Origin of the sequence: Marivirga sericea (genome assembly GCF_900177665.1) — a bacterium.
Taxonomy (GTDB): Bacteria; Bacteroidota; Bacteroidia; order Cytophagales; family Cyclobacteriaceae; genus Marivirga; species Marivirga sericea.
Window position 1 is genome coordinate 355243 of the sequence record NZ_FXAW01000003.1, and the last position, 25218, is coordinate 380460.

At 35.3% G+C, this 25218-nt stretch carries 22 protein-coding genes; 10 read left to right on the forward strand and 12 right to left on the reverse strand.

Translation table 11 applies throughout. The annotated features are described in order from the left end of the window. Positions 1 to 6 precede the first annotated feature (6 nt). The 3 genes from B9Y84_RS09155 to cmk all read right to left on the reverse strand — a co-directional run bounded on the left by B9Y84_RS09155 (position 7) and on the right by cmk (position 3091). Positions 7 to 1371 carry a Na(+)-translocating NADH-quinone reductase subunit A gene (locus tag B9Y84_RS09155; protein ID WP_085516783.1) on the reverse strand — a complete coding sequence of 455 codons (1365 nt, stop codon included), beginning with the start codon at positions 1369 to 1371 and terminating at the stop codon, positions 7 to 9. Between the two features lie 120 nt (positions 1372 to 1491). Then, a complete protein-coding gene (locus B9Y84_RS09160) occupies positions 1492 to 2412 on the reverse strand; it encodes a 4-hydroxy-3-methylbut-2-enyl diphosphate reductase (protein ID WP_085516784.1) in 921 nt (306 codons plus the stop codon). Continuing rightward, positions 2402 to 3091 carry a (d)CMP kinase gene (gene cmk, locus B9Y84_RS09165; RefSeq protein WP_085516785.1) on the reverse strand — a complete coding sequence of 230 codons (690 nt, stop codon included), beginning with the start codon at positions 3089 to 3091 and terminating at the stop codon, positions 2402 to 2404. The genes B9Y84_RS09160 and cmk overlap by 11 nt, the downstream gene beginning before the upstream one ends. 319 nt (positions 3092 to 3410) lie before the next feature. Between cmk and B9Y84_RS09170 the strand changes: the two genes are divergently transcribed. Together B9Y84_RS09170 and B9Y84_RS09175 are read left to right on the forward strand one after the other, a co-directional pair. Next, positions 3411 to 3893, forward strand: coding sequence for a DUF4199 domain-containing protein (locus B9Y84_RS09170; RefSeq protein ID WP_085516786.1), 483 nt, complete (start codon positions 3411 to 3413; stop codon positions 3891 to 3893). A 120-nt stretch (positions 3894 to 4013) separates the two neighbouring features. Continuing rightward, complete coding sequence (locus B9Y84_RS09175; protein ID WP_085516787.1) at positions 4014 to 4292, forward strand: hypothetical protein; 279 nt, start codon at positions 4014 to 4016, stop codon at positions 4290 to 4292. Here B9Y84_RS09175 and tamL read toward each other — a convergent pair. After that, positions 4280 to 6754: a translocation and assembly module lipoprotein TamL gene (gene tamL, locus B9Y84_RS09180; RefSeq protein WP_085516788.1), complete on the reverse strand. Its 2475-nt coding sequence runs from the start codon at positions 6752 to 6754 to the stop codon at positions 4280 to 4282. The two genes, B9Y84_RS09175 and tamL, sit on opposite strands and share 13 nt — an antisense overlap. On the opposite strand from tamL, the gene B9Y84_RS09185 reads away from it, so the two are divergent. After that, complete coding sequence (locus B9Y84_RS09185) at positions 6726 to 7466, forward strand: RNA methyltransferase (RefSeq protein ID WP_085516789.1); 741 nt, start codon at positions 6726 to 6728, stop codon at positions 7464 to 7466. The genes tamL and B9Y84_RS09185 overlap by 29 nt on opposite strands. 163 nt (positions 7467 to 7629) lie before the next feature. On the opposite strand, the gene B9Y84_RS09190 is transcribed toward B9Y84_RS09185, so the two are convergent. Both B9Y84_RS09190 and B9Y84_RS09195 read right to left on the reverse strand, forming a co-directional pair. Further along, positions 7630 to 8214, reverse strand: a complete 585-nt coding sequence (locus B9Y84_RS09190; protein ID WP_085516790.1) for a hypothetical protein — start codon at positions 8212 to 8214, stop codon at positions 7630 to 7632. 57 nt (positions 8215 to 8271) lie between these two features. Further along, positions 8272 to 8889, reverse strand: coding sequence for a CatA-like O-acetyltransferase (locus B9Y84_RS09195; RefSeq protein WP_176223760.1), 618 nt, complete (start codon positions 8887 to 8889; stop codon positions 8272 to 8274). 157 nt (positions 8890 to 9046) lie between these two features. On the opposite strand from B9Y84_RS09195, the gene B9Y84_RS09200 reads away from it, so the two are divergent. From B9Y84_RS09200 to B9Y84_RS09210, 3 genes are read left to right on the forward strand one after another with little or no spacing between them, the layout of a single operon-like run. Further along, complete coding sequence (locus tag B9Y84_RS09200) at positions 9047 to 11416, forward strand: TonB-dependent receptor (RefSeq protein WP_085516792.1); 2370 nt, start codon at positions 9047 to 9049, stop codon at positions 11414 to 11416. Then, positions 11406 to 12341 carry a DUF4249 domain-containing protein gene (locus B9Y84_RS09205; protein WP_085516793.1) on the forward strand — a complete coding sequence of 312 codons (936 nt, stop codon included), beginning with the start codon at positions 11406 to 11408 and terminating at the stop codon, positions 12339 to 12341. Before B9Y84_RS09200 ends, B9Y84_RS09205 begins: the two co-directional genes overlap by 11 nt. Then, positions 12334 to 12555: a DUF2905 domain-containing protein gene (locus B9Y84_RS09210; protein WP_085516937.1), complete on the forward strand. Its 222-nt coding sequence runs from the start codon at positions 12334 to 12336 to the stop codon at positions 12553 to 12555. Before B9Y84_RS09205 ends, B9Y84_RS09210 begins: the two co-directional genes overlap by 8 nt. A gap of 7 nt (positions 12556 to 12562) precedes the next feature. On the opposite strand, the gene B9Y84_RS09215 is transcribed toward B9Y84_RS09210, so the two are convergent. Then, positions 12563 to 13744, reverse strand: a complete 1182-nt coding sequence (locus tag B9Y84_RS09215) for a hypothetical protein (RefSeq protein WP_085516794.1) — start codon at positions 13742 to 13744, stop codon at positions 12563 to 12565. Positions 13745 to 13827: 83 nt separating this feature from the next. Further along, entirely contained in the window at positions 13828 to 16053 is a 2226-nt protein-coding gene (locus B9Y84_RS09220) for a heavy metal translocating P-type ATPase (protein ID WP_085516795.1), read from the reverse strand. 72 nt (positions 16054 to 16125) lie between these two features. On the opposite strand from B9Y84_RS09220, the gene B9Y84_RS09225 reads away from it, so the two are divergent. From B9Y84_RS09225 to B9Y84_RS09240, 4 genes are all read left to right on the forward strand, one after another. Beyond that, positions 16126 to 16431 (forward strand): ArsR/SmtB family transcription factor, encoded by a 306-nt coding sequence (locus B9Y84_RS09225; protein WP_085516796.1) that lies wholly within the window; start codon positions 16126 to 16128, stop codon positions 16429 to 16431. Between the two features lie 4 nt (positions 16432 to 16435). Beyond that, positions 16436 to 17065, forward strand: a complete 630-nt coding sequence (locus tag B9Y84_RS09230; protein ID WP_085516797.1) for a Crp/Fnr family transcriptional regulator — start codon at positions 16436 to 16438, stop codon at positions 17063 to 17065. 120 nt (positions 17066 to 17185) lie between these two features. Continuing rightward, on the forward strand, positions 17186 to 18601 hold the full coding sequence (locus B9Y84_RS09235) for an MBL fold metallo-hydrolase (RefSeq protein ID WP_085516798.1): 1416 nt from the start codon (positions 17186 to 17188) through the stop codon (positions 18599 to 18601). Positions 18602 to 18674: 73 nt separating this feature from the next. Then, positions 18675 to 20021, forward strand: a complete 1347-nt coding sequence (locus B9Y84_RS09240; RefSeq protein WP_176223761.1) for an OprD family outer membrane porin — start codon at positions 18675 to 18677, stop codon at positions 20019 to 20021. Position 20022: 1 nt separating this feature from the next. On the opposite strand, the gene B9Y84_RS09245 is transcribed toward B9Y84_RS09240, so the two are convergent. The 4 genes from B9Y84_RS09245 to B9Y84_RS09260 all read right to left on the reverse strand — a co-directional run bounded on the left by B9Y84_RS09245 (position 20023) and on the right by B9Y84_RS09260 (position 25168). After that, the gene (locus B9Y84_RS09245) at positions 20023 to 21945 is read right to left on the reverse strand and encodes an ATP-binding protein (RefSeq protein ID WP_085516800.1); all 1923 of its coding nucleotides are present in this window, start codon (positions 21943 to 21945) and stop codon (positions 20023 to 20025) included. A gap of 61 nt (positions 21946 to 22006) precedes the next feature. Beyond that, positions 22007 to 22288, reverse strand: coding sequence for a 2TM domain-containing protein (locus B9Y84_RS09250; RefSeq protein ID WP_085516801.1), 282 nt, complete (start codon positions 22286 to 22288; stop codon positions 22007 to 22009). Positions 22289 to 22366: 78 nt separating this feature from the next. Beyond that, entirely contained in the window at positions 22367 to 24421 is a 2055-nt protein-coding gene (locus tag B9Y84_RS09255) for a TonB-dependent receptor (RefSeq protein ID WP_085516802.1), read from the reverse strand. 36 nt (positions 24422 to 24457) lie between these two features. Next, on the reverse strand, positions 24458 to 25168 hold the full coding sequence (locus B9Y84_RS09260) for a tetratricopeptide repeat protein (protein WP_085516803.1): 711 nt from the start codon (positions 25166 to 25168) through the stop codon (positions 24458 to 24460). Between the last annotated feature and the right edge of the window lie 50 nt (positions 25169 to 25218).

The following is a 25218-nucleotide window of genomic DNA, read 5'->3' on the forward strand; positions in this document are numbered from 1 at the left end:
ACTACCTTATCCATTTATCATTAAATTGATTCCCTTTCTTAAAATGCCTTGAAGCTCATGTTTAGAAGCATCTATGAATTCACATAATGCAACATCTTCCTCAACCAGTTCGAAAATGCCTAAAGCTTCCATTTCGTCAAAATCTTCTGCCATAATAGCTTTGAACAAAAAATTGGGCAAAATGTCCATTGGTAGAACCTTTTCAAATTCTCCCGTCATCACAAAAGCTCTTTCTTCACCGTTTGTATTAGTATTTAATACATATTCCTTCTTCTTATTTAAGAAAGACAACAATCCAATTGCCCTGTGAAAACTAAGTTTTGAAGTAGTTGGTTTCAACCATCCTAACAATTCTTCAAAATCTCCTTCAGGAACAACTGTAATTTGCTCATCATAATATCCTAAATACCCATCTGCCTGAATTCGTTCCCCAGTTAATGGATTTCCTGAAATATATCTTACATGATCGCCAGAAATATTATCTTTAATGATATTCTTAATGGAAGCTCCCACATAAGTTTGGTAATACTGTGGTGTCTTCACCTCAGAACCCGTTAAAGCAACTTTTTTAGAGGCGTCATATTTACCTGTTAAGAAAAGTTTACCGATTTGAATAATACCATATGGCTTCACAGTCCAAGCTATATCTCCTTTATTAATAGGGTCAATGTGATGAATTTGTACACCTACATTTCCGGATGGATGCTTTCCTGAAAATTTATTGATTTGAACACCTTCTGCTTGGCTGAACATTTTTAACATCTCTTTATCTTCAGAAATGTTAATATGTACTTTTCCTTGAGTGAATTTTTTCATCACTTCAAGTCCAGCAGCAAAAGCTTCCTCTTCTTCTTTGTAAATGAAATTATAATCGGGAGCCAAAGGATGTGTATCAAAAGCAGAAACAAAAATTGCTTTTGGTGCATCTTCAGGATTAGCTACTATACCATATGGTCTTTGAATGATGTTAGGCCAAACTCCGCTCTTCATCATCGCTTCTCTGGCTTTCTCAACATCTAAAGATTTGATATCAGATTTCGAATGTTTACCAAAATCTAAAAATTCAACTTCTTTATCAGCTAAAATTCTTAGTTCTAATAACTTTCGCTTTTCTCCTCTTTTGACTTCTGCTACTTCTCCGCTTACTGGTGAACAGTAATATACATCTGGAGCCATTTTGTCATAGATGAGTGGAGTACCCGCTTTAACTGAATCGCCTTCTTCTACCAATAGTTTCGGCCTAGTAATAGCCGGGAAATCTGTTGGTTTAATGGCGAATGTTTCCGGTTTAGGTGCACTTGATATGTTATTATCAGCTTTTCCAGCTAAGTTAATATCAAAACCTTTTTTAAGTTTAATGGTATGAGACATGTCTTTTGTTAACAATGAACCCTTATTTGAAATTGAGGCAAAATTAAGAATTATTTTGCTAAAAAAAATCTTTTAATATAATAATACTGCAGTTAATTAAATCTATTCAAAACTTTTTGACTAACAGCTAAGAAGACTTTCGTGTTCAATATTTTCTACGAAATTTTTTACGTTCTCCATTAGCCACATAGGAGTTGAGGTTGCACCACATATTCCCACTGTCTTTTGCCCTTCAAACCAAAGCGGGTCCACCTCTTTTTCATTTTCAATAAAATAGCTATTGGGATTTTGAGCCTTGCATACCTGATAAAGTGCTTTGCCATTTGAACTTTTTCTACCGCTAACAAATAAAACCACATCGTGCTGATTAGAAAAATCAATTAATTTTGGCTCTCTATTGGATACCTGGCGACAAATACTATCATTAGCATTGAGAATAGCAGATTTTTCTTCCTTCAAGTCTTTTTCTGCCTCCTTTAATCGATTCTCTATTTTCTCTTTTATATCGTAAAAGCCTTTTGTACTCTTGGTAGTTTGACTAAACAAGGTGACAGGTCTTTTAAAATCAATTTTATCTAAATCAGCTTCATCCATTACGATAATGGCATTTCCATTTGTTTGTCCATCTAAACCAGTAACTTCCGCATGCCCTTTTTTACCATAAATTACAATCTGTCCTTTATCAGCACACATTTTATCATGGGCATTTTTCACTCTGTTTTGTAACTTCAACACAACAGGACAGCTGGCATCAATAAGTTCAATATTGTTTTGCATTGCAATCCTATAGGTCTCAGGAGGCTCTCCATGTGCTCTTATTAAGACTTTACAATCGCTAAGGTTCCTTAAATCATCATGATTGATCACCCTTAAACCTTTATTATAAAGTCTTTGAACTTCCATGTCATTATGAACAATATCGCCCAGACAGTATAATTTGTCGGAATCACTCATTGCGTCTTCTGCCATTCTTATGGCATATTCAACACCAAAACAATAACCAGAATCCTGATCTATGGTTACTTTAAGTTTACCCATCATATTTAATCATTTTTTCAGTTGCCAATTGCAGAACATATTCTACCTGCTCTGGCAATGTCAATTCACTGGTATCTACAATATATGCGTCATCCGGGATAATCAAAGGATTCTCTTCTCTTTCTGAATCCATTTTATCTCGAGCGACCAAATTCTTTTCGATTTCTGGAATGGGAATTAATTGATCTTTTTCAAGTAATTCTGCTTGTCTTCTCTCGGCTCTTACTGTCAAATCCGCTTTCATAAAAATCTTTAACTCAGCATCTGGAAAAACATTCGAACCGATATCCCGTCCGTCCATTACAACTCCCTTCTTCTTCCCCAACTTACGTTGTTGGCTCACCATATTTTTTCGTACTTCAGGTATAGCGCTGATTCTACTTACCTGCTCTGATATATACATTTTTCGAATTTCCCCTTCAACATTTAAGCCATTCAAATAAGTTTCGCTAAAAGCTTTTCTTTCATTAAAATTGAAGGAGATATTGATTTCATCAATCGCTTTTGATACTTCTTTAGGGTTATCAATGGTCACATAATTTTGATGAAAATACAAGGTGACAGCTCTGTACATGGCTCCAGAGTCGATATAGCTGTAGCCCAGCTGACTAGCCACTTCCTTGGCAGTACTACTTTTTCCACAAGCTGAAAATCCATCTATGGCGATAACAATTTTTCTCATTTCAACAATCTTTAACAGGGCAAGGCAGTGGCTTTTTCTTAGGCATTGATTTTCTACCACCACTATTAGCGCAGGAGGTTAAAAGAAAACTTAGAATGAGTAGAAAAATTAAATTTAGAAATATTGCCTTTTTAAGCATCAGTGGTTCTAATTCTGTTTCGGTCACAAATATAAAGGATAAGGAAGGAAAATCATGGATAATTCGATGAAATAGTCAATTATCATCAATTACTAATGCAGCTGGAAAAGATTCGCAATTTACACGCGTAACAACAATTAGGTGCTTGTCGTGTTAACTGTACAATCAATCGTAGAAATTATGAAAAAAGATTCAATTGAATATAATGGTCTTATTGGTGGAATTATCGTGTTTATCGGTCTTGTGGCTTACTTTCTTTTAATGAATGCTGTAGGATTAGAACACAATTTAGAACTGCGCGCTTTAAATATCTTCATAATGGGTGCTGGAGTTTTCTATTCCATCAAATCAATTAAGAAAAATAATAAGGATTTCGATTACTTTAAAGGTATTGGTACAGGAATGTTTACAGCTGTTAGTTCCTCTTTAGCTTTTGCCGTCTTTATATTTATTTATTTATTATCTAATCCCGAGTTTTTGCAGGAAATAAAAGATGTTGAGCCCTTCGGTAATTATCTTAATGCGTTCCTAATCTCTTTTATTATCATCATGGAGGGGTCAGGATCCGGATTTTTCTTAAGCTTTGGAATAATGCAGTGGTATAAAAAAAGGACTCCAGAAAAATTTCTCAATGAACAGAGGCACAACCAAGAGAGTAAATAAAGCATTTTTTAAAGGAGGTTGTATGGCGACTTTATCTTTTTGGACCGAAGTTTTTTATAAAAACAAATTAACTTCCGTACGAAATTTAGTAGTTTTAGATAAGCTAAATTTTTTAAAAGGATGAATACAAGGAGAGGTAAAGCTGAAGAGTTCTTTAGCAAAGCGGGTAAAAAAATAGATGATTTATTTTCTGAAATAAGCAAAAGTGACATTTCCGAAAAACTTGAATTGAAAGAAAGGCTAAGAGAATTAAAACGAAATAAAGAATCATTAGAAAAAGATTTTAATGATTTTACTGAAGATAATAAAGAGGTTTTTAGAGATATAGCTGATAGTTTTGAAGAGTCTTTTGAAGATATAAAAGATATCTTTAGGAAAAAGAAAAATCAAAATGGGTAGCCAATCCCGATGTTAAGAGCCGGGCCATAATTGGATCTTGTTCCTAGGTTCCATTCGTTTATGGTCCATCTTTCACCTTCGTCTCTTGCCGGGTCATAAAGCTTAAAGGCAAAATCGAAACGTAGAATTAAAAACGAAAAGTCAACCCTCAAACCAAATCCGGTACCAATCGCTATTTCCTTATAGAAACGATCTAGTTGAAAACTACTTCCGGGATCATCATTTTCGGAAAAAGACCAAACATTTCCAGCATCAATAAAAAGAGCCCCATCTAAAAATTGGACTAAATTTCGTCTTACTTCTAGACTAGCTTCTAAGATAATTTCCCCTGGTTTTTCTAAGTTATAAATAAAATTACCGTCCTCATCAGTTTCTACAAAACTTCCGGGTCCTAATCTTCTTGGTGCCCAAGCTCTAATACTATTACTTCCACCTGCAAAATAGTACTTTTCATATGGCAGTACGCCCTCTGAGAACTTCCCATATGGTTTAGCAACTCCTACGTTTAGGCGATAAGCCAAAGTACTTTCTTTTCCATAGGGTATATACGTTCTATAGTCCACTGATGCCTTTAAAAACTGAAAGTATGCTAAAGAATCTGAGTTAATATTTTCACTTACTGCATTTATATTCAGTAGATTTCCTCCCGTTTCTAAAAAGAATTTTATGTAACTTGCTCTGCTATTAGCTTGCCCGTAGTTATTGAAATTTTTAGAAATATTAATTGAACTACTGGAAACGAAGGAAGGTTGAAAAGTTCTGCTCAACTGCCTTCCAAAACGACTTTCTTCTCCTAAAGTACTGCTGAAGGTTGAATCCAATTCTGATTCTATCAAATTGATGTCTGCTAAAGTAAAGTCAAAAATCCACCTTTTTTTATTCTGCCAAGAGTAGCCAAAAGTTCCGTTTAAATTACCTCTTTCGTATTCTGGCCTTTTAGTATAATTAAATCCTAAACCCGTTTTAGTTTTGGGGTTCAATAACGCAAATCGTGACTTTAGGGTAGTTCCTAATGGGAAAAGAAAAGTAGGAAAAGTAAAGGACAAATTTGCTCTTGCTTCAGTGGCGGTAGTAACCTGTGTTTGATCTGATAAATTAGCCACTCCTTCGAACCCTAAGCGCCCTGAAAGCTCCATGATCTCAATTCCTCCAAATGGATTCCTATTTTTTAAGGATACATTGTAAAAGGGGCCAGGCAAACCGAAGGTTACATTAACATTCACACCAAGCTCATTGCTTAATTGGAATTTCTCCAGAGGACTTGTAAAAATGTTCGCCACAAATTTACTTCCAGCAGTATCATATTTGATATTTACAAACCGGAACATATCTAGATTCGCTAATTGCCTTTGAGTATCCAAGGTCTTCTCTAAACTATAATATTCTCCCGGCCTCAGAAAAACTCGCTGATCTAATATTTTCTTTTTGTAGGAACGCTTGTAATAGGAATAATCAATAGAATTGAATCTCTCAACTTCGCGTTTCGCTCCTCCTAACTGAGTGTTAACATCAGTGGTGAAATTCACCTTATCTAGCTTGTAACGTTTATGACTTTTTGCTCCTTGAGGCTTATTAATTAAGATCTCCAAAGCCATAGATGTGGTATCTGGATCCCTGTAGACATTATACTCGACAAATTGCCTCGAAAACGTATAATATCCCTTGTCTTTCATAATATTTTCGATTCTTTCGCGCTCTTCCGTTAATTTACTTTGATCATATCTATCCCCTGCTTCTATCAAACTATTTCTTCGAGCACCCACAAGAACACTCTTCATAACCTGATCACCTCCTGTATTATAAAAAACTGTATCGATTAAATAAGCGCTCCCTTCCTCGATTCGGTACGTTACTACAACACTTTCGTCTTTGATCCCTCTGAATTGTAAGTCATATTCTACGGTAGCATCAAAATATCCTTTAGATTCTAAGAAAAGCTGTATTTGATTTTTCGTATTTTCCGTGGCTCCAGAATCATAAACGGCCAAGGGTTCACCCCATCGCATTAATAAATTCCCTTCTTCCAGTTTAGTGGTATATTTCTGGTTTTTTTTATTTAATTTTCTTTCTAGCCTAGTAGCCCTATTAAACTTTTCTTCTTCTCTGGCTTTTTCTATTTTTTCAGTTAACTTTTCCTTTAACTCGTTCTTTTCTTTTTCTATTTCATCTTTATCATAATACTTTTTACCAATTTCATAGAAAGCAACATAAGGTGAGATAGGTAGCAAAATAATTCTCTTATTAGCTTTTTGCTTAAATAAATCATCTATCCTATCAGAAGAAATATTTTCATTACCTTTAATCTTTTGCTTATAGAGTAGTTTTTCATCATTTTTCAAATAACTTGTACCCACGCAAGACGTGAAAAAAATAATGCTGACCAGCAGAAAGAATTTTATTACTTTTACAATCAATTTCAGTGTTATCGAATAAATGCTTACTAAGAATAATACAAAGTTCATCAAATCTCTTCAATTAAAGAAATTCAGACAAAAAGAAGGGCTATTTATAGTTGAAGGAGCCAAAAATACCCTTGAATTATTAAATTCTTCCTATAAACTGAAATATTTAATTGTCAGCGAAGATTTTTTAAGTAGACATCAAAAGGAGATTAATAGTTCTGACATTGAGCCAATCATTGTAAAAGAAAAAGAGTTAAGTGCCTTGGGAGCTTTTCAAAGCAATACCGACACATTGGCTGTAGTGCATGAAAAAGCACCTTTAAAATATAATCCGAGTGGTTTTGATTTAGTTTTAGATGACATAAGAGACCCAGGAAATTTAGGAACTATTATCAGATTAGCAGATTGGTATGGCATTCAAAATATCATTTGCTCGGAAACCACAGCAGAATTTTACAACCCAAAAGTGATTAGTGCTTCCATGGGTTCCATTTTCAGAACTAATTTGTATCGAAGAGATGTGAAAGCATTCTTATCTGAAAATAATAGCAGAAAGGTATATGGTGCGCTACTGGAAGGTAAAAATGTCCATCAAGTTAAATTCGAAGCTAATGGAATTTTAGTGATAGGAAATGAATCGCACGGCATTCATCCCGACATTATTCCTTTAATAACAGACAAGGTAACCATCCCAAAAATCGGGCAAGCAGAATCATTAAATGCCGCAATGGCTACGGCTATTATTTGCGATAATGTATTTAGGAATTATTGATCTTAAGCATAAAAAACCGGACACCAAAATTACCAGCATAAACAATAATTAATCGATAAAACTCTAAAAAAAATAGCATCAGGAAAATTCCCGATGCTATCTAAATATTTTATTATAGTATGAGTACGGCTCGACATTGGAAGCTTAGAAGTATAAAATCAAATTACTCAGCAGCAGTCACTTTTAATGTTCCAACTATGGTAAGTTCAAGATCAAATATTGCTGGGCCACTAAAATCTGATTGTATTACATATTCAATTTTCTCTTTCTTCAAAATAGCGCTTTGTAAATCTTGAATGTCCTCTGCCGAAATGTTAACTTTTTGCTCGGCTGCCTCTAAATCCTCAAAATTTATGGGAGATCCACCCAGAGGCGAGTCTATACTACCTGGAGTACTTTGACCATACATCCATACTAAAGTACCAACTTGAGGTCTTTCCGTAACATTAACTGCTTTTATACGAAGTTCTGTAACATTCAATTCTTGAACCCTGTCTCCATATTCATCAATCGTTTCTTCGCTAGCTGTGAACTCACCGAGTAATTGAAATAACACGTTTTCTCTACCTTGTAATTCAAACAGTGAATCATACATTTGTTGCGTAACTTTCACTGGAATGATTTTTACTTCTTCAATAGCTACATCAATTGCAACATCCTCAAAAGAGTCTAGACATTCATTAGCCGTTAATCCAAAAAACAACACGAAAGCCAATGGGTAAACTAATACTTTTTTAATATTTTTCATCTTTTATAATTTTATATAATAATTCAAAAATACAGCTAAATATTTATAAAATTATCTCTACTTGATCAAACTTTCTAATTTTTCGATGAACTGTCCTAAATGATAGCCATCTACCAAAGAATGGTTGACGTGGACTGAAAACGGCATAAAGATTTCACTGCTTTCCTTATAAATTTTACCGGTTGAAATCTTGGGCATGCTATCATCAACCCCTAAATGGCGAGCATGAGAAATAGCAGTGAATTTGATCCATGGAATAGCCGTAAAATGAATGACATCCACCATGCCTTTCATCACATCCAAACCTGATTCAGATTTTATCCTATCAATTTCAGCCCTTAAACTTTGAGAAAACACAAAAAAATTTTCATCAAATATCATTCTGGAGTACCCGAATGTCTTATCATCTCGTAAAACGGTGGCTGAGGCATGGACTACCTCTACATCAAATATTTCATCCTCTACAATTCTGTATCGCATTTCAGGAATGGCATTCACGGCAATTAAAATTTTATGTAAATAATAATGATAAAAGGATATATCTTTCTGTTTACAATAATTATAGGCCTCTGTACATTCTAAGTTGATATTTACGCCATAAAAGGGCTCATCAAATGCCCTAAAGAAATTGAAATGATCTGTACGGGGGTGCTGTTTTAAATTAACTTTTTTCACATTAAAAATTTTTATTAGCTGCTTTCGTTTTCAGAACAAAAATATAGGTTTGCCACCAACTTATAGACTAATTTAAAATTTATATTAAATGTTTTTATAATACTATAGATTAGAGTACGTTTGTATTCAAATTAACTATCAACCCAATTGCCACTTAATGAAAAAAATATACCTACTATTAACTTTTACAGTTATTAGTCAACTTATCCATGCCCAAAACAGAATTAGCGGTTATATTAAAGACGCCAAGACTGGTGAAAATTTAATTGGAGCTAATATATGGCACCCTAGCACCAAAAAAGGAACCGCTGCTAACACCTATGGCTTCTACAGTTTAAACCTTCCTAGCGATACAGCCACATTAGAAGTTTCCTATGTCGGATATGCTACAATCAGAAAATTTGTAAAGCTAGAGGGAGACATAACCCTTAATTTTGAATTGAAGCTATCCGATGAATTATCGGAGGTCGTTGTAAAAGGAACACGCCCAGATTTAGAGCTCACCAAAATGAGCAGCATGAAAATCAGTGCGCAAGACATTAAAGCGATACCAGCCCTATTAGGAGAAGTAGATGTATTAAAAACCATTCAACTGATGCCAGGAGTACAATCTGGGTCAGAAGGAAGTAGTGGTATCTATGTAAGAGGCGGTGGACCAGATCAAAATTTAATTTTGCTCGATGGCGTTCCGGTCTACAATGCCTCTCATTTATTTGGCTTCTTTTCTGTCTTTAATGCCGATGCCATCAGCAATGTAGAAGTAATAAAAGGCGGATTCCCTGCCCGATACGGTGGCAGACTTTCCTCAGTTATCGATATTAATATGAAAGAAGGGAATATGAAAAACTGGCAAGCCGAAGGTGGTATAGGACTAATTTCATCTAGACTTTCAATTGAAGGGCCAATCAAAAAAGATAAAGGCTCCATTATTCTTTCTGGAAGAAGAACTTATATCGATATTCTGGCTAGACCATTAATTAGAGCAAGTACTGATGATGTTGACCTGGGCTATTTTTTCCATGACTTTAATGCGAAGGCTAACTATAAATTTTCTGACAAAGACCGAGTGTATTTGAGTGCTTATACTGGAAAAGACAAGTTTTATGCACGCGATGAATACGAATTTGACAATGGCGGTTCCATTAATGAGTATAAAGATGAAGCGGGAATACAATGGGGGAATTTCACCACAGCGGGAAGATGGAATCACTTATTTTCTAATCAGCTTTTTCTAAATACAATGGCTACCTACAGTCGATATAACTTTGATCTATTTAACGAAAGTTACTCCAGATATGCCACACCCGATGAGGAAACCGAGGAAAATTTCTATACCGAGTATAGTTCAGGCATTACAGACTATGGCTTGAAATTCGACTTTGATTATTATCTAAACAATGGGCATTCTTTAAAATTTGGAGCTAATTATATCTACCATATTTTTCAACCAGAAGCCTTTAATTTTGAAGCAGACTTCGAAACTGGATTTGATTCACCAGACACGAATCCCATTTATGGAAATGAATTTTCGGTGTATGTAGAAGATGAATTTGAACCGCTTCCGAAATTAAAAGTAAATGCTGGAATCCATGCTTCTGCTTTCAGGGTCAGAGAAGAATTTTATCCCTCGTTTCAGCCAAGAGTCAGCGCTCGCTATTTAGTCAATAACAAACTATCCTTTAAGGCTTCCTATGCAGAAATGGCTCAATTTCTCCATTTGTTAACGAATTCAGGAATTGGATTACCAACAGATTTGTGGGTTCCTGTCACCGATAAAATCAAACCACAATTTGCTCAGCAGACAGCCATCGGCATGTCCTCTTTGTTAGCGGACGGAAAATATGATTTGTCCATTGAAGGCTATTATAAAAACATGAACAACTTAGTGGAATATAAAGAGGGCTCTAATTTCCTAAATCTGGATGAAAGCTGGGAAGATAAAGTGGCTGTCGGAGATGGTTGGAGTTATGGTGCTGAATTTCTCTTCAGAAAGAAGGAGGGTAATTTTAACGGCTGGATAGGTTATACCTTATCCTACAACAACAGACAATTTGATGATCTAAATTTCGGCAGGGTATTTCCTTATAAATATGACCGAAGACACGACATAAGTGTGGTAACAAATTATCGACTAAATGATAAATGGGAAATAAGCGGAACTTGGGTGTATGGAACCGGTAATTCTATCACGCTACCTATTGCAAAAGTTCCTCCCCTATCAGAAAGCCCTAGAAATAATAATGCTAATTATTACGGAAATGATGAAGTTTACCAATATAGCGACCGAAATGCCTATCGAATGCCCTCCTATCACAGAGCTGACTTTGGTATTACTAGACACAAAGAAAAAGACTGGGGGAGTTCGAGCTGGACAATAAGCGTTTACAACTTATACAACAGGCAAAACCCTTTTTTCATCACTACGACCACTAATAGCATAGGCGAAACTTCTTTTAGTCAAATTAGCCTATTTCAATTAATTCCTTCTTTTACGTACAACTTTAAATTCAGACCTCATGAAAAATAGTCTAAAGCTTATATTTTCTTTTATTGTCATATTCTTTGGATGTGAGAAAGAGGTGGATTTAAAAATCGATGAAAGTGAATCAAAATTAGTATTAAATGCCTGGTTTAAAACTGAGCAACATCCTGTAGTAGAAGTTAACCGATCTACTTTTATTTTTGATAAAAGAGGAACGGACATCATTCAAAATGCTGAAGTAATCTTATTTGAAAATGATAAGGAAATTGGATTTTTGGAACACTTTGGAGGAGGTTTTTATCAGAATGAAAACATTGAAATCAAACCCGATACAGAATACAAAATCACTGCAAAAGTTGATGGTTTTGAGGATATTACAGCAATAGAAAAATCATTAAAGAAATTTACTGATAGTGAATATGAATTTGAATATGAATCGTTTCCGAACCCGTCTGGAAGTAATTATCAATCGCTATCAGATATTGAAATAAGGTTGAAAGATAATGGCTCATCGGAGGATATTTACCTTTTCCTAATAAAAGATACTAATAAAAGTTGGAGACATGAGACTTCCTCCGACACCCTCTACAATGAATTTATCATATATCTAAACTCATCAGATGCTCAAATCGAATATATCTATGCCCCAAATTTAGGGCAAATTCAAATTCTACGAGATGAATTGTTTAATGGCAAGGAGTACACGCTTAATTTCAGATCCAATGATTTGCGAAAATATGAATACAGTGATGAAGAACGCAGCTACATTTCTCAAAACGTAATAGAAATTCACAAGATCAGTAAATCCTTTTATTTATATTTAAAAAGCATTGAAAACAACCAATATCCTGATCCGTTTACAGAGCCGACTCAAATTTACACCAACGTGGAAAACGGATATGGAATTTTAGCTACATCAAGCGTAACTAACATACAAGTTGATGAAGTTGCTGAAAATAACAATGAATAGTAATCTGGGAAAATATTTAATCATAATTGGTGCCTGCATCATTTTAGCAGGCATCATTATCTATTTTTTCCATGACAAACTGCAATGGATTGGAAAATTGCCGGGAGACATCAGAATTGAAAAAGAAAATTTTAGGTTCTACTTTCCATTAACCACCATGCTACTGGCCAGCTTGCTTGTCTCCCTATTGATACGTTTACTCAAGCATTTTTAAATAGAATTTACAACTTGAATTTTCTTGTATAAGAAATAGTGGGAAAGGTAACAAAGGTTGAACCTGCATTATAACTGAAAGAATTCCAATCTGGTGAATTATAAGGAGATGGAATGTCTGAATTTACAATAAGCAAATGAGTCAATCCCAATTGCCAACTTACTAATTCATTACTTTTCCTAACAAAGCGAATACCGGTCAGACCGTACCAAATATTTCTACGTACGCTAAACTCACCTTCTTGAAAAATAAAAGTTCCATCTGGTAAGGAAGTAATTCTATCAGCCGTCTCTGTATTCTGAAAATTAAACAGATAATTTTCAGTTAAGAAATAAAAATATTTACCCGCTCTTAGGATACCGGATAGGTTGCCTACTATAGAAGAACTTCGTCCAGAATTGCTGTTACCGGGATCAAAATATAGGTGTCCTGCACCAATTGAAATATTGCTATGGCTATCACCATAAGTATAAGTCCCAAAAGCCAAATTTCCTAAGAAATTAGTCCCGTAAGTGCCTGCAACTAACATATTTCCAATAGCGAAATGTGATTTATCCTGAAGCGGGATACTGTACTTCGCAGTAAAATAAACGGGTAGTCCTATTATAGTAGTTCCCATTCCTACAGTCAAACGATCAGTCACACCATATTGGATATCATGCAGTAGAAAATATAATGAATTATAGTATAATTCGCTTTTTTTCAAAGGTAATGCTGTTGGGGCAAAGAAGTAGCGAGAATCATGTTCAGAGATCATCGAATCTGGGTGGATGTATTGCTCAGTTTTGAAATCACCTTTAAAATCATTTGATTGCGGTGCCGCGGGATTCTCAATTAAATCTATAATATTGTAAAAAATAATGACTGCTTTTTCACTAGCTGAGGCAGATTCAAGACTAGATCCAGCTGAGACTGATCCTAATAACTCATTATCGCAATTTTCAACTTCCATAAAATAAGTTCGATCACTTTTTAGAATAGAAGCAAAATAGTAATCACATTTATTTTTGAAATCGACAGAAGTTGTCAAATACAAATTCTTCTCCAAAAATTTCTTTTGGAGTAGGTTTTCTACCTCATCAGTCAGAACGGAAGTCCGGTCGTCAATTACAATTTTGCTTTGTGCTTGTGCGGATAATGACCAAGCAATAAATAAAATAAGGCTGCTAATTTTAAATAATAACTTCATAAAAAAGTTGATAGTTCTTCATGAAATTAAACCTTTAGTATTTTAAATCAAATAATTCCATACTATTTATTTTTGCTCCAAACTTATAGCTTTATACTTTTCAATCTCAAACTATTCAATACTACTGAAACAGAACTAAAGGCCATAGCTGCCCCTGCAATCATCGGATTCAACAAGAAGCCTGTGAATGGATATAGCAGTCCCGCAGCTAGAGGAATACCTATAATATTGTAGACAAATGCCCAGAAGAGATTCTGACGAATGCCTTTTATCGTTAATTGAGACAAATGAAATGCTTTTGGCAAATTTTGTAAGTCTGAACCTATCAAAGTCATCTTAGCAACGTCAATAGCTATATCAGATCCTTTGCCCATTGCGATACTAACATCTGCTTGAGCCAAGGCTTCTGAGTCGTTAATGCCATCCCCTACCATTGCCACAATTTTACCTTGGGACTGTAATTCCTTTACAAAATTAGATTTATCAGCTGGCATTAGATGTGCTTTCACATGTTTTATCCCGACTGCATCTGCGACTACTCCTGCTGTTTTTTCTGCATCACCAGTCAGCATATATACTTCCATCCCTCTGTTGCGCAACTGTTGAATACTTTGTCTAGCATTCTTCTTTATTTCATCAGCTATCCCGATAATGGCCAAAACTTGCGCATTAGTAGCAAAATAAATCACAGTCTGTCCCTCTATTTCCCATTCATCTGCTAGTTTCAAAATTTCGTTATTGACCTCAATTTTTTCTTCTTTCAAAAGCGCTAAGTTGCCAACATAATGATTTTGTTTTTCCAGTTTTGCCCTTACTCCCCTACCAGAAATACTTTCAAATGCATCGATCTGTACGATCGATTGCTCATCAGGCTTTAGATGGTTTAAAACTGCTTCCCCTAAAGGATGCTCACTTTTAGCCTCTATTTGGTATAAAATAGACTTTACATTATCATTTTCAGTGAACCATTTTTGATTTATCACTGAGGGCTTTCCTTCCGTAATGGTTCCGGTTTTATCCAGTATAATGGCGTCCGCTTGATAAGCTTTCTCTAGACTTTCTGCATCTCGGATCAATATATTATTTTCTGCTCCTTTCCCGACACCAACCATAATAGCAGTTGGAGTTGCTAATCCCAAGGCACAAGGACATGCAATCACGAGCACAGTTATAGCAGATAGCATTCCTTGCGTTAAGGCATTTTCCCCACCGAAAATTTGCCATAAGATGAATGTAACTACAGCAATTCCAATCACTGTCGGAACGAAGATCCCTGCAATCTTATCTACTAGTTTTTGTACTGGAGCTTTACTGCCCTGTGCTTCTTTTACTCTTTCAATGATAGAAGCTAATAAAGTATCTCCGGCAACTTTTTCGGCTGTGAATGTGAAACTCCCTTTTTGATTGATCGTGCCAGCGAACACTTTTGCTCCAGCTAATTTTTGAACAGGAACGGGTTCGCCTGTTATCATGCTTTCATTTACATAAGAATCTCCGCTTACTACTTGTCCATCCACAGGAATTTTATCTCCTGGCTTTACTATAATTTCAAAACCTTCTTTTACAGCACTAATTGGTATTTCTTCTTCTTTGCCCCCTATTAAAACGTTAAGCGTTTTAGGTTGCAATCCGATGAGCTTTTTCAAGGCAGAAGATGTATTCGTTTTAGCCTTTTCCTCTAAGTATTTTCCTAGTGAAATAAAGGTGATGATTACAACAGCTGCTTCATAATACACATGTGCTTCTAAACCTCTGTCGATCCAAAATTCAGGATAGAAAGTATTAAAAACACTTAAGGCAAAGGCTATTCCAGTGCTGAGTGCCACCAAAGTATCCATATTAGCTTTCCCATTCTTAGCTTGCCTCAAAGCCCCTTTGAAGAAATGTCCCCCAAAGTAAAATAAGACTACTGCTGACAATGGAAGGGAAATGTAATGACCCACTTGCCAATCCATGAAAAACATACCGATGATAAAAACAGGTATCGAAAGAATAGCGGAACCAATCAGACTTCTCTTAATTTCAAGAAATTGTTTCATCTGAGCTTCTTCCTGTTTTTCAGCAACATTTTCTTCTTCTATAATGGCGTCATATCCCACTCCTTGTAAAGCAGATTTTAAATCTGCTAATGAAACCTCTTCAGGATTGAAAGTTGCCCAAGCGGTATGGGTCGCAAAATTAACTTCTGCATCAGAAACACCCTTGGTACTTTTTAGTGTAGAACCCACGCTGGAAGCACAAGCTGCACAGCTCATACCAGTTACAGGGAATGTTTTCTTGATGGTGTCTAATTTAGTTTTTTCTGACATATTGATACTTCCAAAAAAGAATAATTAAAATCTTGAAAAATAATATATAAACATTTTTTCATATATTACGATATGAAAGTGATGGAAGTTCATAAATCTGAAAAGAAATTAGTTGCGATGGCAAAAGTTTTAAAAGCTGTTGCCAATCAAAACCGATTGAGAATCGTTCAGCTCTTGCTTAATGAGGGAGAAATGACAGTTAATGAAATATGCGAAAAGCTTGAAAATTGTGAGCAGTCACTTTTGTCTCACCATTTAGCGGCATTAAAAGAAGCTGGAGTAGTGTGTTCAAGGAGAGATGGTAGAAAGATTTACTATTCACCTGCAAAAAAGGAAATTGAGAATTTATTAAATTGTTTAGAAAATTGTTGCGATTAATATAATGAACGAAAAAATAAAGGAAGTACTTGAGAAGTCCCCATTTGAACCAGAGCTAAAAGATGAAATCTTGAAGTATGGCAGATTAAAAAAAGCAAAAGCTGGGCAAACTGTCATTACACCGGACGATGAAGCGCAAGAGATGCCTTTAGTGATGTCTGGTTTATTGAGGGTTATGCGTTCAGATGAAAATGGTAATGAAGTATTTCTGTACTACTTAGAAGGAGGCGAAACCTGTGCGATGTCTATTACTTGTTGTTTGGAAGGGAAAAGAAGTTCTTTTCACGTAGTAGCAGAAGATGATTCAGAACTATGGATGATGCCTGTCTCCAATCTGGACAACTGGATTACAAAGTATCGAAGCTTTAGAAGATTTGTTTTTAATTCCTACCAAACTAGATTTGATGAATTACTGCACACCATTGATAGCATGGTATTCATGAATCTAGATGAAAGACTGTATAATTACTTACTGGACAAAAAGATTGCAAGTGGTTCATTTGAAATCAAGAAAACGCATCAGCAAATAGCAAATGAGCTGAACACTTCTAGAGTGGTGATTTCGCGACTCCTTAAGAAACTAGAAAAAGAAGATAAGATAGAACAAAGAAGAAATTATATTGAAATTCTTTAGAAACAACTCATTTAAATAGATTGCGTGCTGATTTTTAAGAATCAGTAACCGATGTTACAATCCAGATTTGAACACTGCCGTATATTTGTGAGAAGTTTAAAAAGAAATTAATTTTGAATTATGAATATAGAACAGATTTATACCGGATGTTTAGCGCAAGGCGCTTACTATATTGAAAGCAAAGGAGAAGTTGCTATTATAGATCCATTAAGAGAATCAGCTCCCTACATTGAAAAAGCGCAAAAAGACGGAGCTAAAATTAAATATATTTTCGAAACACACTTTCATGCAGATTTCGTATCTGGTCATGTTGATTTGGCAGAAAAGACAGGAGCGACAATCGTTTACGGTCCTGGTGCTAAAACAGATTTCAAAATGCACGAAGCTAAAGACGGGGAGTTATTTGAGGTTGGAGACATAAAAATAAAAGTTTTGCATACTCCAGGTCATACTTTAGAAAGTTCTACTTTCTTATTAATAGATAAAGATGGAAATGAAAAAGCAATCTTCAGCGGTGACACATTATTTATTGGTGATGTCGGGAGACCTGATTTAGCCCAAAAAGCAGGGTCAATCACTCAAGAAGATTTAGCAGGAATGCTTTTTGACAGTTTAAGAAATAAAATCATGACATTGCCTGATGAGGTAGTGGTTTATCCTGCACACGGTGCTGGTTCTGCTTGTGGTAAAAATATGAGCAAAGAAACTACTGATCTTTTGGGCAATCAAAAGGAAAATAATTACGCACTTAGAGCGGATATGACAAAAGAGGAATTCATCAATGAAGTAACTGATGGCTTATTACCTCCACCACAATATTTTGCTCAAAATGTGGCTATGAACAAATCTTCCGAAACTTCTGGATTAGATAAAATCTTGGAAAAAGGTAACGTAGGCTTAGATGTAGAAACATTTGAAGCTATGGCGAACCATGAAGGTGCATTAGTCTTGGATACCAGACACCAAGAGCATTTTGCAAAAGAGCACATTCCTAATTCTATCTTTATTGGAATTGATGGAAGCTTTGCTCCTTGGGTAGGTGCTTTAATCCCCGATTTGCAACAACCGATAGTATTCATCACCGAGGAAGGACGGGAAGAAGAAATTGTCACACGTCTTTCAAGAGTTGGATATGATAATACTTTAGGTTACTTAAAAGGGGGAATTAGTGCCTGGAAAGCAGCTGGGAAAGATACTGATAGTGTACGATCTATTCCCGCTACAGAATTTGCGTCAGCATTAAAATCTTCAGAATTGACAGTGCTAGATGTGAGAAAACCATCTGAATTTCAATCTGAACATGTAGAAGACGCACAAAATTTCCCATTGGATTATATCAATGATCATTTTGATGAATTGGATAAAGATCAAACCTATCATCTGCACTGCGCGGGAGGATATCGATCAATGATTGCAGCATCGATCATGAAATCAAGAGGAGTTCATAAACTAGTAGATGTTGCCGGTGGCTTTAAAGCAATAACTGAAACTGACATTCCTAGAACTGACTATGTTTGTCCTTCAACATTGAAATAGATTTATTCTTTAGTTATAAAAAGGGAGGCTCGCTTAAATTTTTATGAGAGCCTCTTTTTTAAACCTCTTTTATATGAAATTTTATTCATATATATTGTTATTTATACTCGCACCTTTCGTACTAAGCGCGCAAAATAATCACCAACAATTTGAATCCATCGATTCTGTTTCGCACGGCTCTTTCAATCCTAATGAAGCTCACAGTTTTCATGAATGGTTTAAAAAAGGGCATGTAAGCGGGTTATTTCGTTCGAATTTTATTAGCACTTATCGACCCGAGAGTCAACACTTCAGCGGTGCGGCAGGACTTGGAGGCCGAATCTACTATCACAGTGCATACTGGCATGGATTCCAAATAGGGATAGGAGGGATCTATACCTACAACATTCTATCTACTGACTTAAGCAATACAACTGAAAGCTTTTACCTACCGAAATGGGAACGTCAGTTATTTGACTTAGAAGACCCCGACAATAAGCATGACTTAGATCGACTTGAAGAGCTTTTTATCAAATACCGCCATAAAGACTCTTATGTCAAAATAGGTAAGATGCTTCTAAATACACCTTTGGTCAATCCTCAGGATTCTAGAATGAAGCCATCCGCATTTCAAGGCATTTGGATAGATTGGAATGAGGGACACCGTTTTGAGATCAATGGTGGATTTTTCAATAAAGTGTCTCCCAGATCTACTACTGAGTGGATTGAAATAAGTGAAAGCATCAACCTTTATGATCACTTACTAGATCCTGATTCGAGTCATTATGTGATGGACACAAAGGGACTATTAATTGCTGGTGGTCATTATATTCCTAACGAAAAAATTAGCTTCCATTCCTGGCAATATCTCATTGAAAATATCAGCTTTATCACATTTAATCAAATAGAATATCAAGAAAGTAAAGTCAAGCTTGGACTGCAATACTACTTTCAAAATGCTGTAAATGAAAATCATTACTTAGATCAGGACCACATAGCACACAAAATATCTGGTCAGATCAAATGGACGGAGGACAAATGGCAATTATCCTACAATCAAACCGCCAATTTATCTGACTATGCTATGAAATTCCCTTCAGAATGGGGTGCTGAGCCATTTTATACCTTTATTAGCAGACACAGAATCATGGGCCTAGAGCAAATCAATAGTAGGGCGCTAAAATTGGATATTCAGCCATTCAATAACTGGGAATCACTTAACATCGGCCTCTATGGTGTTCATAGTTCCTTCAGCCAGTCTAAAGCGAGCAATTCAATGACACAGCTCAGCTTAGATATTCAAACTCATTTCAAAGGCAATTGGAAAGCACTAAAGTTGAGATTCTTAAATTCATACTTCATTACGGATGGCTTCTCAGAGAATGATTTTTTATATGAGTCCATTTATCATTCACAATTAATCTTAAATTATAGATTTTGATTTATGCCTTTGGTAATTTCAAAATCACAGCAGTACCCGTTTTCCCATCACTCTTAATATTGATTTTACCTTCTAATTTTTTGACAAATTCCATCACAATGGAAAAACCTAAACCACTACCCTTTTCATTGTCTGTCCCTGAACTACTGACCACATGCTTCCCTTCCAATACATTTTCAATTGCTTTTTCGGACATTCCTACTCCACTATCACGTATAGTAGTTTCTACAAAACTATTTTGATCGATTGCTTCTAATTTAACCTCACCTCCCCTTGGAGTGAATTTCACAGCATTAGAAAATAAATTTCTAAAAATTGTTAATAATGCATTTTCATCTCCCCATACATACAAGTCTCTTTCGATCAAATTTACTACCTGTAGGTCTTTTTCAGTCAGCTGGTACTCAAAAAGCTGGATTGATCTTTCCGATATTTCTCGTACTGACATCTTCTGAATATGAAAATTAAAATCTCCTTTGTTACTAAAAGTCCAAGAGAGTAATTGGTTGGTAAGTGCCGATAAGTTCTGTACTGATATGGTGAGATATTGAAAATATTCTATTTTTCTTTTCTCGTTTGGCTCTACATTCAACAATTGTAACATTGATCCAATATTTCCAATGGGCCCCTTCAAATCATGAGCAATAATTCCAAATAACTTGTCCTTGCTTCTAATAGTATTAATTAAAGTTTGCCTGACTTTATATAATCTAAAAGCTAAAAAAAGCGATATGATGAGAAATATAATAATTAAAACACCTATCGCATACTGCAACTGAATTAAATCTTTTTGGGCAGTGAGTTCTTTTTCTTTCTTAGTATTTTGAGTAATCAAATCCTCATTCTCCCTGTTTCTTCTCTCGACTTCATAGCGTGTTTTAATCTCTTCCAACTGTCGGCTTCTTTCTAAGGCTATCAATGAATCCTTTTCTATACTATGCAATTGATGATATTCATAAGCCATTTCAAACAGACCTTGTTCTCCGTAATTTTCAGCTATTAACCTATACACCTTTTCTTGTTCACGTGTTTCTGAAGTTTCCTCCATCATCTGCAAAGATTTATCATAATAGTACAAACCACTATCATAAGATTGAGTCAATGTATGAATTTCCCCAAGCGTATAATAACTGTAAATTAAAACGGACTTGTACTGATGTTTTTCTTGGAGCTTCACAGCTCTGTAAAGCAGATCTAAGGCTTCTTGATATTGACCTAGCTTCATTTTAGGTTCGGCTAGGTTCCCAAGGGTAATCGATAAATTAAAGGTATTATCTCGCTTTTCATTAATGGCTAATGACTTCTGATAATTAGAAATTGCCTCCTGATATTTCTCTTGAAAGCAATCTACAATTCCCAAATACTCAAAATTAGTTGCGATTTTTACAGAATCATTAGACTGAATAGCATATTCCAACATCCTCTGATAAATTGCTCGCGCATCTGCATATTTTTTGATACTTACATAGATACCACCAAGAATATTAGAGGCCTCTATAAAATTTGATGTATCCTGTAGCTGCTTAAAAATCTCAATCCCTTCCAAAATTTCTTCGATAGATTTTACATTATCTGTCATTCTCCATAAGGAATGTGCTATGCCAATCTGCGCCTTACCATGATAAAATTTATTTTGGTTTTGGACGGCTATTGATTTTAATACCTGATAACTCTTCAAAGCGACTGGATAATCTCCTGTTATGTAAAGTGCATCTGAATAATTGAGCTGATATTTCAACTTTTCATCATCAGAATCGAATTGTACTAAATCTGCATCAATATTAGAATAATATTGGATTGCACATTGATAGTTTTCAGCTCTGAAACATGAATCTCCTTTTTGAATGGAGTATTGGTAATCTTTGACGTCTTGATCAAAAATTATATTGAAATTTAATAGGAGTAAGTTTAAGAATATGATCACAGTAACTCAAGAAAATTAAAAAACTCAAATTAAGCTATTGTGATCAAATTCAATAGATTTTTTATCTATTTTTCTTTTTTAATTTTTCATATTCGCGATCAACAGAATAGTAGGAATTATTTACATACACTCCAAAGAAATGTAACGTTATTCCTATCCCCCACCCTAAAGTCATCCATAACGGCCAAGGGAGAAATAAATCACCATAACTGCTTCCGAAACTTCCTGTAAAATACCATAGCAACCAAACTAATACATTTACCGACAGATAAGTTGTTAAGTGGCGCTTAAATCCTACTCTAGCTTCAGCTAGTTTCCATAATTCTTCATCTCTATTTTCCATGATTCTTAATTTAATTGATGCTTATATAATTGATATTTAATATGTTTTAACTAATCATAATTAACTTATTGTCTTTTACTAATCATTCACAAGATTGAATATTATACCAGCATATAAACTTCTTCTAGTCAGGTAATTAGAATTGTATTTACTGTAATCATAATTGTAGCTGATCGAATTTTCATTTTTGAAATCAAAGACATTATCTACATTTATAAATACAAGACCATTTAATTTACTTGACAATTGGAACAACTTGCTTGCCCCCATGGAAAAATTCCTATAAGGGTTAAAGAAGTTCGGAGATGATAGTTCCTGAGGTGCGAATACTTCAAGACTTGAAATAAATTGAGCACTATTCACTAATTGAAAAGTATTTCCTTTGAAGACTTGAAATGATGCATTTAAGCTCCAGCCAGGATAAGGATTATATTTTAAAAAAGTACGTGCAAACCATTCCCATTTGCTGCTTCGAAGATAAAATGAAGCTGATTGATCAAGCTGAATTTTATTCTTGTGAAAAAAGGTCAATCTGCTTTCACTGCCAGTAACTGCGCTGTCCCCGTGATTTCGAAAAAAGCTTTGATGCAGAGCCCAGCCCTTTTGTTTCAAATCAAGATCAATACTAGATTGAGACTGTTCTATTATTTGAGGATCAGTATCTATGCGAGTTTGGTAATACTTTCCATGACCTACCTTCAACTGCAGACCTTTATTCATTTCCCATAAATAATTGAACTGGTAACTCCACAATTGTTGATGGGTGACCGGAATATAAGCTGTTCGCATTCCTGAGCCAAATGAATGGTGGCCCCATTTTTTGCGCCCGTACAAATAATACTCGTGACTTTGCAGCTGTTCCTTGGAATTAATGGTAATTGAAGGATGATCAGGCGCCAAGGCGTAACCTAAAGAAGGAACCTTACCCTTAAGAATACTATTTTGGTTCCAGTAGGCATAGCCTGTTTTAAATACATCACCCTTTTTACTATAAGTGAAATTTGCCGATGCATAGGGATCATTGTTTTGTTGACTATATTCTAGGTTACCAAAATTATAGTTATTTTTGCTTAATGAATTGCCCGCAATCAATGAGGCTTGCCAAGCCCCAAAATCCTGTATCCATTGAGCTGTAGTAATACTTCGTTCAGCATTTTGTACAAATCCATCTTGATAACTGGGGTGTTCAAAATTGAAATTATACGAATCAAATAATCCATATTGGTAGATCTTAAGAGATCCCCATGACTGATGGGTGGTGAAAAGCGCACCGCCTTCGTACGCATTAAAACTATTGATATCTTCAAAATTACTTGTATTGACTCCCTTTAAGATTTCATCAAACTGGTAATTTCCAAAAACCCCCACATAAGATCTTTCTCCAACTTTCCCTCGACCTGAATATCCTACGTTGGCCATAGAGATAACAGCTGTATGTTGCCAATAGTCAGGAAAGCGATCTGCTAGTTCCAACACTACCGTACCGGAAGTAGCTTGACCATATTCTACCGGTGGATTTCCAGGAAAAACAGTAGCACTTTTTAGGAAATCTGTATTAAAAATACTGAGTGTTCCGGTATTCGTCAATTGAGCATATTTGACAGGATTTTTTACTGGCACCCCATTCAAGAAGTAACCGGTTTGTTGCGGAGAAGCTCCCCTAAATGCCACAGCCGCATTTTCATCTTTCGTAGTGGATGACATCTGTGTATTAATAGCTACCAAAGCATCTGCTTTAGAGTTGGGATTAGTGTAAATATCCAAAGGCTCAAGTTTTTCAAAAGCAAAATTTTCTGCTCCTAAAACGCTGGCCTTTACCTCAACACTTTCCAACTGTCGCGAATATGGTTCCATACTAATCAGTACATTATCATCTTGTTCGGCTACAATAAAAATCCTTTCCTTATACCCAATAAAACTACAAAGTAAAGTATCACCTAACTGAATGCCCGCTATGGTAAAATAGCCCTTGCTATTTGTCACAGCATTAAGTTTATAATTGCTTTTCATCCAAACATGTGCTCCAAGAAGAGGTTCATCATTTGACACGATCTTCCCGGAGATTGATATTTGCCCAAAAGCATCACTCAAGAAAAAAAACAAGCCCACTAAACACAATAACTTCTTCATCATTGAAAAATGTTTTATTGATCAATTTAAATGCTACTTTTATTTGCTTGCTTGAGCTTGAGGCAATAGTTGAGAGGATACCCATTTAAATTCGGGCTCAACAGTTAAAGCTTTCTCGTACGTTTCAATCGCTTTATCCTTTTGACCAATGGCTTGGTATGCCTGACCTAAACTAGCCAGTGTATTAATATATAGCCATCCTTTATAATTTGCTTTTTCATATAGGGCAATTGCTTTTTCAAAAGCTTTAACTGCAGCTTCTTTATCACCACCAAAAGTTTCTGGGGTATAGAATAGTGAAGTTCCTGAAATCATATTGACAATCGGTGAATCACTATTCATGGCTACTGCACTTTCAATTGCGCTTGAGCTTTTAGGCCCATAATACATCCCTTTCCAAGGAGAATAGGCCATGATAAAACCATAGATTGAGGATCGTAGCGCCATCGCTTCTGCCTTATGAATTCCTTGCTCTTCTAAACTTTCAATGTATTCTAAAGCTGGATCAACGAATTCATCAAACTTTTCCTCATTAGATGCAACCATCGTATTATTCAAAATCCCATAATAAGCTATGGCTTTCTGTAGAGGCCTCTCCTTATCAAATTGATTAAGGGCAGCTTCCCATAAATTGTCACTGCTTAACAGATATGCTTTATACATTAAACTATCTACTTTTTGCGCTTCACTGAATTGCGCATTGACTAAGATCATCAAAACAACTCCTAAAACTATTCTAAACTTTTTCATAATAAACTACTTTATTTTATAAACTATATTAAGATAAAAAAAGACTCCTT

Excerpts from the sequence above, each read along its gene's own strand:
- B9Y84_RS09155 (WP_085516783.1), bottom strand. The coding sequence starts at position 1,371 with ATGTCTCATACCATTAAACTTAAAAAAGGTTTTGATATTAACTTAGCT.
- B9Y84_RS09160 (WP_085516784.1), bottom strand. The coding sequence starts at position 2,412 with ATGATGGGTAAACTTAAAGTAACCATAGATCAGGATTCTGGTTATTGT.
- cmk (WP_085516785.1), bottom strand. The coding sequence starts at position 3,091 with ATGAGAAAAATTGTTATCGCCATAGATGGATTTTCAGCTTGTGGAAAA.
- B9Y84_RS09170 (WP_085516786.1), top strand. The coding sequence starts at position 3,411 with ATGAAAAAAGATTCAATTGAATATAATGGTCTTATTGGTGGAATTATC.
- B9Y84_RS09175 (WP_085516787.1), top strand. The coding sequence starts at position 4,014 with ATGAATACAAGGAGAGGTAAAGCTGAAGAGTTCTTTAGCAAAGCGGGT.
- B9Y84_RS09185 (WP_085516789.1), top strand. The coding sequence starts at position 6,726 with ATGCTTACTAAGAATAATACAAAGTTCATCAAATCTCTTCAATTAAAG.
- tamL (WP_085516788.1), bottom strand. The coding sequence starts at position 6,754 with ATGAACTTTGTATTATTCTTAGTAAGCATTTATTCGATAACACTGAAA.
- B9Y84_RS09190 (WP_085516790.1), bottom strand. The coding sequence starts at position 8,214 with ATGAAAAATATTAAAAAAGTATTAGTTTACCCATTGGCTTTCGTGTTG.
- B9Y84_RS09200 (WP_085516792.1), top strand. The coding sequence starts at position 9,047 with ATGAAAAAAATATACCTACTATTAACTTTTACAGTTATTAGTCAACTT.
- B9Y84_RS09205 (WP_085516793.1), top strand. The coding sequence starts at position 11,406 with ATGAAAAATAGTCTAAAGCTTATATTTTCTTTTATTGTCATATTCTTT.
- B9Y84_RS09210 (WP_085516937.1), top strand. The coding sequence starts at position 12,334 with ATGAATAGTAATCTGGGAAAATATTTAATCATAATTGGTGCCTGCATC.
- B9Y84_RS09215 (WP_085516794.1), bottom strand. The coding sequence starts at position 13,744 with ATGAAGTTATTATTTAAAATTAGCAGCCTTATTTTATTTATTGCTTGG.
- B9Y84_RS09220 (WP_085516795.1), bottom strand. The coding sequence starts at position 16,053 with ATGTCAGAAAAAACTAAATTAGACACCATCAAGAAAACATTCCCTGTA.
- B9Y84_RS09225 (WP_085516796.1), top strand. The coding sequence starts at position 16,126 with ATGAAAGTGATGGAAGTTCATAAATCTGAAAAGAAATTAGTTGCGATG.
- B9Y84_RS09230 (WP_085516797.1), top strand. The coding sequence starts at position 16,436 with ATGAACGAAAAAATAAAGGAAGTACTTGAGAAGTCCCCATTTGAACCA.
- B9Y84_RS09235 (WP_085516798.1), top strand. The coding sequence starts at position 17,186 with ATGAATATAGAACAGATTTATACCGGATGTTTAGCGCAAGGCGCTTAC.
- B9Y84_RS09240 (WP_176223761.1), top strand. The coding sequence starts at position 18,675 with ATGAAATTTTATTCATATATATTGTTATTTATACTCGCACCTTTCGTA.
- B9Y84_RS09250 (WP_085516801.1), bottom strand. The coding sequence starts at position 22,288 with ATGGAAAATAGAGATGAAGAATTATGGAAACTAGCTGAAGCTAGAGTA.
- B9Y84_RS09255 (WP_085516802.1), bottom strand. The coding sequence starts at position 24,421 with ATGATGAAGAAGTTATTGTGTTTAGTGGGCTTGTTTTTTTTCTTGAGT.
- B9Y84_RS09260 (WP_085516803.1), bottom strand. The coding sequence starts at position 25,168 with ATGAAAAAGTTTAGAATAGTTTTAGGAGTTGTTTTGATGATCTTAGTC.